At 72.6% G+C, this 12,502-nt stretch carries 14 protein-coding genes; 4 read left to right on the top strand and 10 right to left on the bottom strand.

Annotated elements, in window-relative coordinates; translation table 11 throughout:
- Nucleotides 1-12: 12 nt before the first annotated feature.
- The gene (locus ABT158_RS21710; protein WP_352355933.1) at nt 13-2,301 is read right to left on the bottom strand and encodes a polysaccharide lyase 8 family protein; all 2,289 of its coding nucleotides are present in this window, start codon (nt 2,299-2,301) and stop codon (nt 13-15) included.
- A gap of 191 nt (nt 2,302-2,492) precedes the next feature.
- On the opposite strand from ABT158_RS21710, the gene ABT158_RS21705 reads away from it, so the two are divergent.
- Nucleotides 2,493-2,723, top strand: coding sequence for a DUF6289 family protein (locus ABT158_RS21705; protein WP_352355931.1), 231 nt, complete (start codon nt 2,493-2,495; stop codon nt 2,721-2,723).
- Between the two features lie 75 nt (nt 2,724-2,798).
- On the opposite strand, the gene ABT158_RS21700 is transcribed toward ABT158_RS21705, so the two are convergent.
- Together ABT158_RS21700 and ABT158_RS21695 are read right to left on the bottom strand one after the other, a co-directional pair.
- Nucleotides 2,799-3,803, bottom strand: coding sequence for a zinc-dependent alcohol dehydrogenase family protein (locus tag ABT158_RS21700; RefSeq protein WP_352355929.1), 1,005 nt, complete (start codon nt 3,801-3,803; stop codon nt 2,799-2,801).
- A gap of 8 nt (nt 3,804-3,811) precedes the next feature.
- Nucleotides 3,812-4,195 (bottom strand): nuclear transport factor 2 family protein, encoded by a 384-nt coding sequence (locus ABT158_RS21695; protein WP_352355927.1) that lies wholly within the window; start codon nt 4,193-4,195, stop codon nt 3,812-3,814.
- 91 nt (nt 4,196-4,286) lie between these two features.
- Between ABT158_RS21695 and ABT158_RS21690 the strand changes: the two genes are divergently transcribed.
- On the top strand, nt 4,287-4,850 hold the full coding sequence (locus ABT158_RS21690; RefSeq protein ID WP_352355925.1) for a TetR/AcrR family transcriptional regulator: 564 nt from the start codon (nt 4,287-4,289) through the stop codon (nt 4,848-4,850).
- A 78-nt stretch (nt 4,851-4,928) separates the two neighbouring features.
- Here the strand turns inward: ABT158_RS21690 and ABT158_RS21685 are convergent, their stop codons facing one another.
- From ABT158_RS21685 to ABT158_RS21660, 6 genes are all read right to left on the bottom strand, one after another.
- Nucleotides 4,929-5,606 carry an FAS1-like dehydratase domain-containing protein gene (locus tag ABT158_RS21685; protein ID WP_502911562.1) on the bottom strand — a complete coding sequence of 226 codons (678 nt, stop codon included), beginning with the start codon at nt 5,604-5,606 and terminating at the stop codon, nt 4,929-4,931.
- Between the two features lie 30 nt (nt 5,607-5,636).
- Nucleotides 5,637-5,843 carry a hypothetical protein gene (locus ABT158_RS21680; RefSeq protein ID WP_352355921.1) on the bottom strand — a complete coding sequence of 69 codons (207 nt, stop codon included), beginning with the start codon at nt 5,841-5,843 and terminating at the stop codon, nt 5,637-5,639.
- Between the two features lie 81 nt (nt 5,844-5,924).
- The gene (locus tag ABT158_RS21675; RefSeq protein ID WP_352355919.1) at nt 5,925-7,925 is read right to left on the bottom strand and encodes a sensor histidine kinase; all 2,001 of its coding nucleotides are present in this window, start codon (nt 7,923-7,925) and stop codon (nt 5,925-5,927) included.
- A 95-nt stretch (nt 7,926-8,020) separates the two neighbouring features.
- Complete coding sequence (locus ABT158_RS21670) at nt 8,021-8,386, bottom strand: antibiotic biosynthesis monooxygenase family protein (protein ID WP_352355917.1); 366 nt, start codon at nt 8,384-8,386, stop codon at nt 8,021-8,023.
- 80 nt (nt 8,387-8,466) lie between these two features.
- On the bottom strand, nt 8,467-9,369 hold the full coding sequence (locus tag ABT158_RS21665; RefSeq protein ID WP_352355915.1) for a TIGR03620 family F420-dependent LLM class oxidoreductase: 903 nt from the start codon (nt 9,367-9,369) through the stop codon (nt 8,467-8,469).
- Nucleotides 9,370-9,457: 88 nt separating this feature from the next.
- Nucleotides 9,458-9,772 (bottom strand): ArsR/SmtB family transcription factor, encoded by a 315-nt coding sequence (locus ABT158_RS21660; RefSeq protein WP_352355913.1) that lies wholly within the window; start codon nt 9,770-9,772, stop codon nt 9,458-9,460.
- A 216-nt stretch (nt 9,773-9,988) separates the two neighbouring features.
- Between ABT158_RS21660 and ABT158_RS21655 the strand changes: the two genes are divergently transcribed.
- Nucleotides 9,989-11,209 (top strand): cytochrome P450, encoded by a 1,221-nt coding sequence (locus ABT158_RS21655; RefSeq protein WP_352355911.1) that lies wholly within the window; start codon nt 9,989-9,991, stop codon nt 11,207-11,209.
- Between the two features lie 71 nt (nt 11,210-11,280).
- A complete protein-coding gene (locus ABT158_RS21650) occupies nt 11,281-11,946 on the top strand; it encodes a TetR/AcrR family transcriptional regulator (protein WP_352355909.1) in 666 nt (221 codons plus the stop codon).
- Here ABT158_RS21650 and ABT158_RS21645 read toward each other — a convergent pair.
- Complete coding sequence (locus ABT158_RS21645) at nt 11,866-12,450, bottom strand: phospholipase (protein ID WP_352355907.1); 585 nt, start codon at nt 12,448-12,450, stop codon at nt 11,866-11,868. The genes ABT158_RS21650 and ABT158_RS21645 overlap by 81 nt on opposite strands.
- Nucleotides 12,451-12,502: the final 52 nt, after the last annotated feature.

Here is a 12,502-nt window from a genome sequence, read left to right as displayed (position 1 = left end):
CGGCGCCCCGGCTCAGACGCGCAGGACCGCCTGACGGGTGTGCCCGCGGCTGCCGCCGACCTCGACCTTGACCGCCCGCTTGGACCGGCGCACCCCCCGGTCGCCCTCCTTGACCGACCGGACCGGCCACGGCAGCTTGATCCGCACCTCGTCGGCGGTCCTGGACGGGTCCGAGACGGCCAGCCGGACCCGGTGGCGGTCGTGGCGCAGCAGCACGGCGCACGGCCCGTCGGCGGCCAGCGGCCCGTGCGGGGTCTCGACGGCCCCCGCGCGCCAGAACACGGCGGCGATCAGGTCGTCCCGGCTGACGGCCTGCACGGTGCGGGAGTTGGCCAGGATCTCGACCCGCCCGCGGTAGGCCGCGGTCTGCTCGGGGGTGGCGTCGGGCAGCACGGCGTAGGCGTAGCGGGCCCGGCGCGGATCGACGCCGTGGTCCACCAGGATCGTCGTGTAGTGCCTGGTGACGGGGGTTCCGTCGCCGCCGGTGGTGGCGCCGGTGTCGATGTCGCGCCAGCGGCCGGTGCGCCGCTCGCGGATCACCTTCGCCTCGGCGCCGTCGAGCAGCGCGTACCCGGCCACGCCGGACAGGTGGATCCAGCCGTCGCCGCGGGTCAGCGGGGGATGGGCGCCGTGGGTGTTGCGGTTCTCCACGACGGTCTCGACGCGGCGGCCGTCGGAGGCGGTGATGCCGGCCCCGAGGGCGATCACGCCGTCGTCGAGCAGGAACCACGCCTTCCTGGCCCGCAGCGAGGAGCCGTCGGCGATCAGCCTCATCGCCGCCACGCCGTACTCGCCGTCGAGCGCCGCGCCGCCCGCCCACGGGGTGGGCGGCAGGCGGCGCGCGCCGTGCGGGAGGTCGGCGCGCCCGCGGGTGTCGACCGTGGTGCCCGGCAGCCGGTACGGGTCGATCGTCGGCCACAGGTCGTCGTTCCAGTGGGTCAGGTCGGCGGTGTAGAGGTACGTCATGCCGTCGCCGGTGTACCAGCCGTGCAGGTTCTCCTGGTTCATGCCCTCGGCCGCGCCGATCCGCTCCGAGCTCATCGCGATCGCGTACGCCCAGGTGGGACGCCGGTGCACGACCCGGTCCATGTCGGCGAAGACGTACGTGCCGGTGGTGCGGGGGCCGACCGGCACGGACGCGTCCGCCAGCAGCGCCTGCGCCCGCGCGACGCTCGCCAGCGGGGCGACCGCGGCGTACGGGACGGCCTGGTTGCGGGTGAGCCAGCCCTTCACCATCGGCCGCCAGCGCCGGGCGTGGCGCTCGGGCGCCGCCTCCAGCAGCGTCAGGATGGCCTCGACCGCCTTCTGCCCGGAGTGGTGGTCGCGGTGGCCCTGCACCGAGATCTGCCGGCCGCGCACGCAGTCCATCATCAGCCCGTCGAAGATGAACGGCGTGAACGAGCGGTCGACGATGTCGTAGACGTTCCCGATGTCGCGGATCTCCCACGGTGACCTGGCGAGCATGGCGATCAGCTTGGCCACGCTCTCCAGGTAGTCCACGCCGTAGCTGCCGTTGTAGGGGAACACGCCGTGCTGGATGAAGGAGCCGTCGCGGTAGAAGCCGTCGCCCGGCCCGCCGGTGCGGCGCAGCAGGTCGGAGACGGCCTTCCTGGCCCGCTTGAGCAGGCGGGCGTCGTGGGTGAGCAGCCCGCGCATCGCCACCGCCATGGCCTTGCTCGCCCGGTTGGCGCCGGTCTCGACCACGCCGGGGTGGCTGACGCGGCGTTCGGGGTCGGGGCACCAGTGGCGCAGCGGGCGCAGCCAGCGGCGCAGGTCGTCCTTGGGCAGGCCGTCGTAGAGCAGGGCACAGGTGTCGGTCAGCGCGCGCGGGACGCCGATCTCCCACCAGTACCAGTTGCTGCCGCGGCGGTCGAGGCCCTCGTGGTAGGCGTGCTCGTACAGGAAGTCCAGGGCCCTGGCCGCGGTCTCGGCGACCCGCTGGTCCCGGTGCATGTCGGTGCCCGGCGTGGCCCAGCCGAGCGCCAGCGTGCGCATGCGGTTGTAGGCGCGGTTGAAGTTGCCCGTACGGGGGTCGTCGAGCGGCAGGTCGGGCCACAGGCTCGGCCGGCCGGGAGCGGGGTCCATCTTGCGCAGCACCGCGTTGGCCGAACCCTCGACGGCCTGCGTCTTGTCCAGGTACGCCGGGTCGTACGTGGCGCCGGCCAGCAGGCTCACCCATCGCTCCCGGGCCGCGTCGAACGCGGCGGCGCCGGTCGCCTCGGCCGGCTTCTCCCACAGAGCGATTCCGGCCACGGCCGCGGCCCCCAGCAGGGCGGACCGGCGGCTGAGGGGGTGGGTCATGGAAGCCTTTCGACAATCGGCCGTCTACCAGATGAAAAGATCCTATGTCGGTGACGGGGGCGATCATTTCGCCTTCGCGACGGGGTACCCGGCATCGGGGGCATTGAACTGTGATGAACCGTATTGAACTGTTCGCTCCGGCGATCGATCATCAGGGGCAGTAGCGCTTCCTCGCGTCAGAGAGGATCTCCATGATTCGTCGCGCATCGCTCGCCGTCCTGCTCGCCATCGGCACGCTCACCGTCGTCGGCTCGCCCGCCCAGGCCCGCGCCTGCCAGATCGACTACCACTGCGAGACGTACTACTACAGCGACTCCACCCGGACCACGCTGGTCGGCGTCAAGTACGAGAACTGCGTGGGCGACGTGACGTGGGTGGGCACCCGCGGCTCGTACCCGGAGTTCTACGAGACCCCCTGCTAGGAGGGCCGGCTCGGCGAGGTGTTCCGTGGGCACGCCTCGCCCGCCGCGTCCGGCCGGCGCCCTGGGCCGACCGGCTCACACGGTGATCACGACCTTGCCGAAGGAGCCGCCCGACGCGTAGTGGCGGTAGGCGTCGGGCGCCTGGTCGAAGGGGAAGACGCGGTCGATGACCGGACGCAGCCGGTGGTCCTCGATGAGCCGGTTCATGGCCAGGAACTGCGCGCGGCTGCCGACGGCGATGCCCCGCAGCGTGGCTCCGGCATTGAAGACCGCCCGCGCGTCGAGGGGCGGCGGGTCGCCGAGGACGAACCCGACACTGGCCACCTGGCCCCCGATCGCGGTGGCCGCCAGCGACCGCCCGAGGTCGCCGGCGACGTCGATGACGTGTTCCGCGCCCTCGCCCCCGGTCAGCTCGCGCACCCTGACCGGCCAGTCGGGGGTGGCCCGGTAGTCGACGACCTCGTCGGCGCCCAGCGCGTACAGGCGTTCGGCCTTGGCCGGGCTGCTGGTCGTGGCGATCACCCGGGCGCCCAGCGCCTTGGCGAACTGCAGCGCGAACAGCGACACCCCGCCGGTGCCCTGGGTGACGACGGTCCGGCCGGGCAGCGGGCCGGTGCCGTCGCCGGTCAGGGCGTTCCAGGCGGTGACCGCGGCGCAGGGCAGCGTCGCTGCCTCCTCGTAGGACAGGTGGGCCGGGATCGGCACGAGCGCGTGCTCGTCGAGCAGCGCGTACTCGGTGAGCATGCCGTCCAGCGAGCCGCCGAGCTGCGGCAGGTGCCGCAGCGCGAACGGGCCGTCCTGCCAGCTCGGGAACAGGGTGGCGGTGACCCGGTCGCCGACGCCGACCGACTCGACGCCTGGGCCGGTCGCGACGACCTCGCCGGCGCCGTCGGAGACCGGCACCACGTCCGGCTTGACGGGGAGCACGTAGTCGCCGCGCAGGATCATCAGCTCGCGGAAGCTGAGGGAGGTGGCCCGTACCGCGACCACCACCTGCCCGGGACCGGGAGCGGGGACGGGGTGTTCCTTGATCGACAGGCCCTCGATGCCGGCCCCGCTGTCGACGTGGTAGCTGCGCATGACGTTCATCAGGCGGTCGCCAGGGGAACTTCGCCGGCGGTCTTGCTGAAGCCGAGCGCCTCGACGATCCGCCCGTCGCGGACGCGCATGAGGTTGACGCCGCTGACCCAGTCGGAGGGGCCGGTGCCGTAGCGGTAGTGCCAGTGGATGGTGGCGCGGTCGCCGGCGACGATGACCTCCTGCGGCTCGAACGCGCTGGTCAGGTCGTCCACGAGCGCGCCCCACCAGTCCAGGCACGCCTGGCGGCCGGTGACGCGTTCGCCGGTGGGGGCCGGCTGCACGGACTCCATCACGCAGTCCTCGGCGACCAGGTCGTCGAGCAGGTGGCGGTCACGCTCGACGAAGGCGCGGTTGAAGCGCTCCATGACGTCGGCGGTGGACGGGAAGGACACGGTTCCTCCAGAAGGAAGCGGGTAGATCGATCGGTCTATCTATGTATATCGACCGGTTGATCTACTCGTCAACCCATGGCAACCTGAATCCATGACTGTTCGTACGGGACCGGGCCCCCGGGAGCGCCTGCTGACGGCCGCTGACCAGCTGATCTACAGCCAGGGCGTCAACGTCGGCGTCGATGCCCTGCTCAAGGCGGCCAACGTGGCCCGGCGCTCGTTGTACGAGCACTTCGGCGGCAAGGACGGCCTGATCGTCGAGGTGCTCAGGTCGGCCGCCGACGCCGACGCCGCCGACTACCGCCGCACGATGGACGCCGCCGGCCACGATCCGCGCGAGCGCCTGCTGGCCGTCTTCGACCGCATCGGCGAGATCGTCGCCATGCCCGGCTTCCACGGCTGCCGCTACCTGGCCGCCGACCTCGGCCTGACCGACCCCGGCCATCCCGCGCACGAGATCACCCGCGACTACCGCCGGCAGGTGCACGAGCTGCTGGCGCGCGAGCTGACCGCGCTCGGCCACCCGCACCCCGACCACGCCGCCGACCAGCTCCTCATCCTCATCGACGGCACCCTCGCCGTCGGCGCGACCCGCCCCGGCACGAACCCGGCCGCCGCCGCCCGCGAGCTCGCCGAACACGTCATCACCCTCTGACGGGCCCTGCGCGGGCCGGTGCCCGGAGGCCTGGGGGCGGCGCCTGACAGGCCGTCACGGCGTAGCCCCGAGCGGCGCCTATCGGGCCGTCGCGGTCAGGGTGGTGTGCGGGACGGTCGTCGCGCCCGCCGGGCCGGTCAGGTCGAGGGCGAAACCGTCCGCGGTCCGGCGGCCGAGCAGCCGGGCCCGCTGCCCGCAGAACAGGGGCCGGTTGTTGCGGTGTGCGATGCGCGTCACCCGCTCGGGACGCCCCTCCAGCCGCAGCGTCTCGGCCAGGGCGAGCGTCATCAGCGGCCCGTGCACCACCAGGCCGGGATAGCCCTCCACGCGGGTGGCGTACGGCCAGTCGTAGTGGATGCGGTGGGCGTTGGCGGTGGCCGCCGAGAAACGCATGAGCAGGGTCGGGTCGGTGTCGAAGTGCCACTCCCAGGCGCCCGCCCTGCGGAGCGGGGAACCGGCGGCCCGCGCCGCCACGGCCTCCTCGGCCGCCGCCGCCGGGCCGGTGGGGGCCACGGCCTCCCGGTAGATCAGGTCCTGTCGTTCTTCCAGCCCGGGGCTGCCGTCCTGGCCGGTCAGCCGGGTGCGCACGACCACCACGACCAGGCGTCCCGACCGCCCGGACTTCTCGGTGACCGACTCCACCGTGCTCTGCCTGCGTACGGTCTCGCCGACCCGCAGCGGCCCGTGGAACACGACCGCCGTGACCGCCGTGACCGCCGCGAACCACGGTACGCCCCGGCCGGGCCCGCAGGGCAGTGCGCGGTCGCCCCGGGGGGAGGGCGAGCGTCAGCGGGCGGAGATGATGCCGCCGGGCAGCAGGGCGCCGAGGGTGGACGTGTCGTTGACCATGTTGAACACGTCCAGCACCGGCTGGAGCAGCGCGCCGACGGGCCCGCCGGCGGCCAGCGAGTCGGCCGCGGCCGGAGTGGTGAGCGCGACGGTCAGCAGCGCGCCACCGGCCACGGCGCAGGTGATACGGCCCATGAGCTTCATGGACACCTCCATGGGAGTTACCGAAAGTGATCGTCCAGCACTCTACGTGACGGGAGGGTGTCCGGCCGGTAAGGCGCACGGTCAGGGCTGGACGGGGAGCATGACCTCCACCGTGGTGCCCGTCCCCGGCGCGCCGCTGACCAGGCAGATTCCGCCCAGTTCGGCCGTGCGCTCGCGCATCGAGGTCAGGCCGATGCCGGAACGGTGCTCGGGCGGCAGGCCCCGGCCGTCGTCGGCGACCAGCAGGCGCAGCGCGCCGGGCTCGCGGCGCAGCTCGACCCGGACGCGGGTGGCCCGCGCGTGCCGCCGCACGTTCGTCAGCGCCTCCTGCGCGATCCGGTAGACGGCCACCTCGACGGCGGCGGGCAGGCCGGTCAGGTCGCCTTCGGCGATCACCTCCGCGGCCGGGCCGTCCGGCGCGGCCAGCGCCCGCACGGCGGCGGCCAGGCCCAGGTCGTCCAGGGCGGGCGGGCGCAGGCCGTAGACCAGCTGCCGCAGGTCGCCCGTGACGGCGTCCATGCCGGTACGCAGCTCGCGCAGCAGCCCGTCGGCCGCCTCCGGCGAGCTCTTCAGGCTGAGGCGGGCCATGTTGACGGTCATCGCCAGCCCGCTGAGCGTCTGGCCGAGGCCGTCGTGCAGGTCCCGGCGCAGCCGGCGGCGCTCCTCCTCGCGCGCGGCCAGCATGCGCTCGCGAGAACGTTGCAGGTCGGCGGCCAGACGGACCGCGTGGGCCACGTCGGCCGCGTACGGGACCAGCGTGTCCAGCACCCGCTCGTCGTGCGCGGCGGGGAAGCGGCGCGCGGCGGGTGGGCCGACCAGGAGCCGGCCCACCCATTCGCCGTGCCAGATCAGGGGCACCTCGCGCGGGGAGTCGCCGACCTCACCGCGGTCCGTGCTCGCCACGCTGACCGGGTGGCCGGGCTCGCCGCTGGTCACCTCGACGGCGACGCCGCGTACCGCCAGGCCCTCGCGCAGCACGCCGATCACCGCCGCCAGCGCCTGCGCCGGATCGCCCCGGCGCACCTCCTGGGCCAGCCGCTCGGCCAGGACGCGCGGATCGCCCACCGGCCCGTAGAGCAGGCGGTCGACCGCGCGTTGCAGCGCCCGCCGCAACGGCTGGAAGAACGCGCCCGTGAGCAGCGCGGAGGCGAGCCCGGCGACCTGGTGGTACCCCGACACCAGCAGGCTCGACAGCGTGGCCACCCCGAAGTAGACCCCGCCGACCACGGCCAGCAGCCCGGCGGCGACGAACGTCCGGCTGACGACGGTGTCGATGCCGTAGAGCCGGTAGCGGGTCACCGAGATCACCATCGACACGGGGATGACCGTCGCCCACGCGATCGACAGCCACTCCAGCCCCGGCACGACGATGGCCACGAGCATGAACACGATGTACCCGGCGAAGGAGAACAACGGCCAGCCGATCTGCCGCCGGACCATCGGGCCCGCCCGGCGGAAGCGCAGCAGCATCGACCACGCCGCCAGCGGCAGCGTCGAGAGGATCCCGGTCCAGGCCACCACCGTGACCACCGGCCAGATCGGCGCCAGCTCCGGGACCTGTAACGGGTTGGGGATGACCGCGGGCAGCGGATAACCCGCGGCCGGCGGGTCGGGACGCAGGAACATGTGCGTCAGCTCCACCGCGGTCGACACCGCGCCGAGCAGCACCACCAGACGCCAGCGCCGCGACGGCAGCCTGCTGTCGGGCGAGTACAGCGGCAGCAACATCTCCAGCAGCAGCCCGGACACCGCCCAGCCGACATGTGCGGGGAACCGCAGCCACCCGGCCAGCGCGAGGTCCCCGCCCGCGGCGGCGGCCAGCATCGCCGACTGGCAGAAGGTGTTGACCGCGCCGCCGAGACCGCCCGCGCACATCAGCCACGCCAGCCTGAGCCGCGGCCGGTGCATGATGAGGAACGCGCTGAACGCCGGGAACGTGACCCCCGCCGCCGCGAGCGGCGTGAAGATCTGCGGCAGCCGCCACTCCGGCGGCAGCGCCGCGTACATCAGGACCGCGGCGAGCACCAGCACCGGCGAGACCACGGCCATGACGACGGCGACCGCCCGGGCTGCCCACGCCATCCGTCCCCGCCTTCCGGCTGCCGTTCCCGCCCGACCCTAGCGCGCCCGCGGAAGGGTCCGCCATGAGCGGCCGGTCGGCCGGACCGACCGGCGGGTCAGCGCAGCGACCGCAGCAGGGCGCCGCGGTCGAGGGCGTCCACGGGCCACGTACGGGAGCGCAGGGTGCCCCGGTCGCGGTAGGCACGCATGATCGCGACGTGTTCCGGCAACCGGACGAACCCCCGCAGATCCTCCTCGCTCCGCCACACCGACAGCGAGCCGACCCGGCGGCCGGTGAGATCCGCCCAGAGCCACATGCCCACCGCGCCCGGCAGGCCGGGCCAGTGGCGGCTGAGGGACCGGCCGTGCCGGGCGATGCCGGGCAGGTCGAGCAGCCGCCGCAGGCGGAAGTCCGTCAGGGCGGCGACCAGCGGCCCCGGCCGGTCGCTCTCGGGGCCGGGGATCCAGCGTGAGGTCAGCATGCGGCGCACCGGCCGGACTCGGAGGTCATGCCGCCAAACTATATTAACGACCGATCGTTTGCATATCTTGGGAGTGGCGGTCAGGCGCGGCCGGGGGAGAGGGCGGCGGCCAGCTCGCGCCAGTGGGACATCGCCGTCCGGCCCGGCTCGATCCCGATCACCTGCACGGCGACGTGGTCCGCGCCTGCGTCCACGTGGGCGCGCAGCTTGCCGACGACGGTGTCCAGATCGCCCCAGAAGACGAAGTCGTCCACCAGGCGGTCGCTGCCGCCGCCGGTGATCTCGTCCTCCGCGTACCCGAGCCGCCGGAACTTGGCCACGTTGTACGGCGTGCTCAGGTAGGGGCGCAGGTGCTCGCGGGCGGCGGCGCGGGCCCTGGCGGGGTCGGTCTCGAACAGCACCGGATGCTCGACGGCCAGGAACGCGTCCGGGCCGAGGAGCTGCCGCGACTCGGCGGTGTGCGCGACGTTGACGTGGTAGGTCTGAGCGCCCGCGGCGCGGTCGCGGGCCAGTTCGAGCATCTTGGGCCCGTACGCGGCCAGCAGGCGGCGCACGCCTGACTTCGGAGCCGGGTTGACGGTCTGCAGCTCGTCCAGTTCGTCAAGGTAGGTCCGCATGGCGGTCAGCGGGGTCGTGCCGGGGCGGGGGTCGCCACCGAAGCCCAGGCCGAGGACGTGCCGGTCGGGGTAGGCGTCGGCCAGCAGCAGGGCGGCGCCGTACGTCCACCTGGCCTCGCGGGCCCAGATCTGGGCGATGCCGTTCACGATATGCATCCGCCGCGTGCTGGACAGCAGGAAGCCGGCGTGCGTGAGCGCCTCGCGGCCGAGCAGCTCGGGCATCCAGAACGCCCGCCACCCCTGCTCCTCCAGCTCCTGGATCGACTCGCGCATCCGCGCGGCCGGGACGTGCTCGAAGTCGAACGTGTAGATCCCGAACGTGCCGAGATCCAGGCCGTCGATGCTGCCCATGGGACGTCCCCTCATCGTGTGTCGATCCTCAGAAGAATAGACATATCGCAAAATGTCGATATATGGAAACCGGCCGGCCTCCTTTGCGGGAGGGTGCTGCCTTCTACAGCGTGCGGCCGAGGGTGGCGACGAGCTGGGCGATGCGCTGCTCGTCGCGCTTGTAGTGCGTCCACTTGCCCACGCGGGTGGCGCGCACCAGCCCCGCGCGCTGCAGCTCGCTCAGGTACGCCGACACCGTCGACTGCGCCAGCCCCACTCTGGCCTGGATGTGCGTCACGCACACCCCGACCTCCACCGGGTCGGCGATCGCCCCCTCCAGCGAGAAGTGGCGCTCCGGCTCCCGCAACCACGTCAGCAGTTGCAGCCGGGTCGGGTTCGCCAGCGCCCGCAACGCGTCGGACAGTTCGGAATCGGTCATCAGTGGAGCCTCCGCCATGGACGCGAGCATAGTGAGCCATCGACGTATCGCGGTAATCCGATGCGTACCAGCTCGGCGCCCGCGTGGTTCCTCAACGGGAGGCAACGCCTCGGTAGATTTCCCGCACCCGAAGTAATCCATCCAGTCAAGACGATTGCCTCAAATAAGTCGATCGCCTTATATTCCGAAGTGTCGGGCTTTCAAGCTGGAGGACGCATGACCGCTGACGCGATCCCCGATTTCCCCTTCGACCGCCCCACGGCGCTGGAACCGCCCCCACAACTCGCCGACCTGCGGGAGAAATGCCCCGTGGCCCACGTACGCCTGCCCAGCGGCGACGTCGCGGCCCTGGTGACCCGGTACGACGACGCCCGCGCCGTCCTGGCCGACCCGCGCTTCAGCCGCAACCTCGCCCGCGAGGGCGCCGCCCGGCTGTCCACCACCGAGGACGGCGGCCTGTTCAACCGGCGCAAGGACGCCGGCGACATCGGCGAGGGCGAGGGCCACATGCGCTGGCGACGCCTGCTGAGCCGCTGGTTCACGGCCCGGAAGATGGAGGTCTGGCGCCCCCGGGTCCAGGCCATGGCCGAGGACCTCCTCGACTCCATGCTGGCCAAGGGCTCTCCGGGCAACCTGTCGTCCGGCCTGGCCCTGCCCCTGCCGGTACGGGTCATCTGCGCGCTGGTCGGCGCGCCGAGCTCGGACCAGGACAAGTTCGCCCACTGGTCGCGCACGATGCTGACCCTGACGCGCAACACGCAGGAGGAGGTCGACACGGCCTACCGGGAGTTCAACGCGTACGTGTCGGACCTGATCGACCGCAACCGCGCCGACCCCGGCGACGACCTGCTCAGCGAGCTGACCCAGATCACCGACGCCGAGGACGGCAGGCTCAGCCAGGACGAGCTCATCGCCACCGTGCGCGGGCTGCTGCTGGCCGGCCACGAGACCACGTCCAACATGATCGCCATCATGACGGCGATGCTGCTGTCCGACCGGCGGCGCTACGAGGCCGTGATCGACGACCCCGACCTGATCCCGGGCACCGTGGAGGAGGTCCTGCGGCTGGACAGCACGCTGTCGGCCATCGGCGGCGTGCCCCGCTTCATCACCGAGGACGTCGAGCTGAGCGACATCACCGTGCCCGCCGGCAGCACGCTGATCCCCAACATCCCGGCGGCCAACCGCGACCCGGCCAAGTTCGCCGACCCCGACCGGTTCGACCCGCGCCGGGAGAACAGCAGCCAGCACCTCACCTTCGGCGCCGGCCGCCACTACTGCCTCGGCCAGCCGCTGGCCAGGGTGGAGCTGCAGGTCGTGCTGGGCCTGCTGGCGCAGCGGCTGCCCGGCCTGCGGCTCCGCGACGACCCCGCCGAGCTGCGGCTGCGCACGGGCGGCCTGTCCGGCGGCCTCCAGGACGTGTGGGTCACCTGGTGACGCGCTGACCCTGGCCGGCGGCATGGGATAGCGTTCGGGGACGGTGGTGGAAACGAGATCGAGGACCGGTCATGGACGTCAGTACGGCGGTCGCCGCGCCGTCTCCCCGCTCGATCCGGGCCAAGGACAGGATCATGCAGACCGCGGAGCGGCTCTACGCCGAGCACGGCTTCGCGCACGTGTCGATCAGGATGATCCGCGAGGCCGCCGGCCAGCGGAACAAGTCCGCCGTCCAATACCACTTCAGCACCCGTGACGAGCTGATCCACGCGATCCTGTCCCGTCACGCGGCCGCCATCGACCGGCACCGCCTGCCGATGGTGGCCGCGCTGGAGGCGTCGGGCGAGGTGTCGCTGCGCGACTGGATCACGTGCGCGATCGCGCCGAGCATCGAGCACCACATCGAGCTGGGCACCCCGTCCTGGTACGGGCGGTTCCTGGCCCAGGCCGTCGTGGAGCCGTCCCTGCGCGAGTACGCGGCGCGGGCGACGCTGAGCACGCCCGCGTTCCGCCGGCTGGAGCTGCTGCGCCCGCCGTCGATGCGCGACCGGGAGCACGAGCTGTCCGAGCGGCAGGCGGCGATGATCCGGCTGCTCGTCGTGCACATGAGCGCCGAGCTGGAGGCCGACCTGGCGGCCGGCCACGCCGCCGCCGGTTCAGTCGAAGAATCCTGGCGGGCTCTGGGCGAACATCTTGTCACCGCCGTCTGCGGACTCAGCGGGGCTCTGCTGCCTTAGAGAGTCCCTGTCCGGTACGCGCACGATCTCCCCGCCGGTGCCGCGAGGGGTGCCGTAGTGGCGGACCGCCTGGTAGTACAGCTTGGCCAGCGCGTTGCAGCTCGGCTGACGGAAGATCGAGTACTGGGTGCACACCTGCTTGAGGTCGAAGAAGAACGCCTTGTCGATGTGCTCCTTGTTCGCCGGGAAGTCGCCGACGGCCTGGTAGTTCCGGTAGCCGAAGTCGTGTCGCCGGCACGGGATCGAGAAGTCGAAGCCGAGCGGCTGGTCGGGGCTGCTCGTGCAGCCGTCGCTCGACCAGTCGAAGTCGAAGTCGGACCACGACCCCTGGTCGGCCCAGGCGTCCCGCCAGGCCGAGGCGCTGGACGCCGTGGGTTGCGTCAACTCCGAGAGCGCGGCCAGCTTCTCCTCCAGCGTCACCGCCTGGGCCGGCGGCGCGACCGCGAGAACGGCGACCAGCGAGAGAGCGAGCGGGACCGGCGCCCCGAGAGCCCGTCTGACCATGGGAACCTGCCTGTTTCGACCGGGACGGGAACATGTCATGGTCAGGTTCGCC

Source organism: Nonomuraea sp. NPDC001636 (assembly GCF_040298265.1).
Classification (GTDB): domain Bacteria; phylum Actinomycetota; class Actinomycetes; order Streptosporangiales; family Streptosporangiaceae; genus Nonomuraea.
This window is presented reverse-complemented; position numbering and strand designations above follow the sequence as displayed.

Bases quoted from the DNA above. Each gene is read 5' to 3' on its own strand.
- ABT158_RS21710 (WP_352355933.1), bottom strand. From the start codon at position 2,301: ATGACCCACCCCCTCAGCCGCCGGTCCGCCCTGCTGGGGGCCGCGGCC.
- ABT158_RS21705 (WP_352355931.1), top strand. From the start codon at position 2,493: ATGATTCGTCGCGCATCGCTCGCCGTCCTGCTCGCCATCGGCACGCTC.
- ABT158_RS21700 (WP_352355929.1), bottom strand. From the start codon at position 3,803: ATGCGCAGCTACCACGTCGACAGCGGGGCCGGCATCGAGGGCCTGTCG.
- ABT158_RS21690 (WP_352355925.1), top strand. From the start codon at position 4,287: ATGACTGTTCGTACGGGACCGGGCCCCCGGGAGCGCCTGCTGACGGCC.
- ABT158_RS21680 (WP_352355921.1), bottom strand. From the start codon at position 5,843: ATGAAGCTCATGGGCCGTATCACCTGCGCCGTGGCCGGTGGCGCGCTG.
- ABT158_RS21675 (WP_352355919.1), bottom strand. From the start codon at position 7,925: ATGGCGTGGGCAGCCCGGGCGGTCGCCGTCGTCATGGCCGTGGTCTCG.
- ABT158_RS21670 (WP_352355917.1), bottom strand. From the start codon at position 8,386: ATGCTGACCTCACGCTGGATCCCCGGCCCCGAGAGCGACCGGCCGGGG.
- ABT158_RS21665 (WP_352355915.1), bottom strand. From the start codon at position 9,369: ATGAGGGGACGTCCCATGGGCAGCATCGACGGCCTGGATCTCGGCACG.
- ABT158_RS21660 (WP_352355913.1), bottom strand. From the start codon at position 9,772: ATGACCGATTCCGAACTGTCCGACGCGTTGCGGGCGCTGGCGAACCCG.
- ABT158_RS21655 (WP_352355911.1), top strand. From the start codon at position 9,989: ATGACCGCTGACGCGATCCCCGATTTCCCCTTCGACCGCCCCACGGCG.
- ABT158_RS21650 (WP_352355909.1), top strand. From the start codon at position 11,281: ATGGACGTCAGTACGGCGGTCGCCGCGCCGTCTCCCCGCTCGATCCGG.
- ABT158_RS21645 (WP_352355907.1), bottom strand. From the start codon at position 12,450: ATGGTCAGACGGGCTCTCGGGGCGCCGGTCCCGCTCGCTCTCTCGCTG.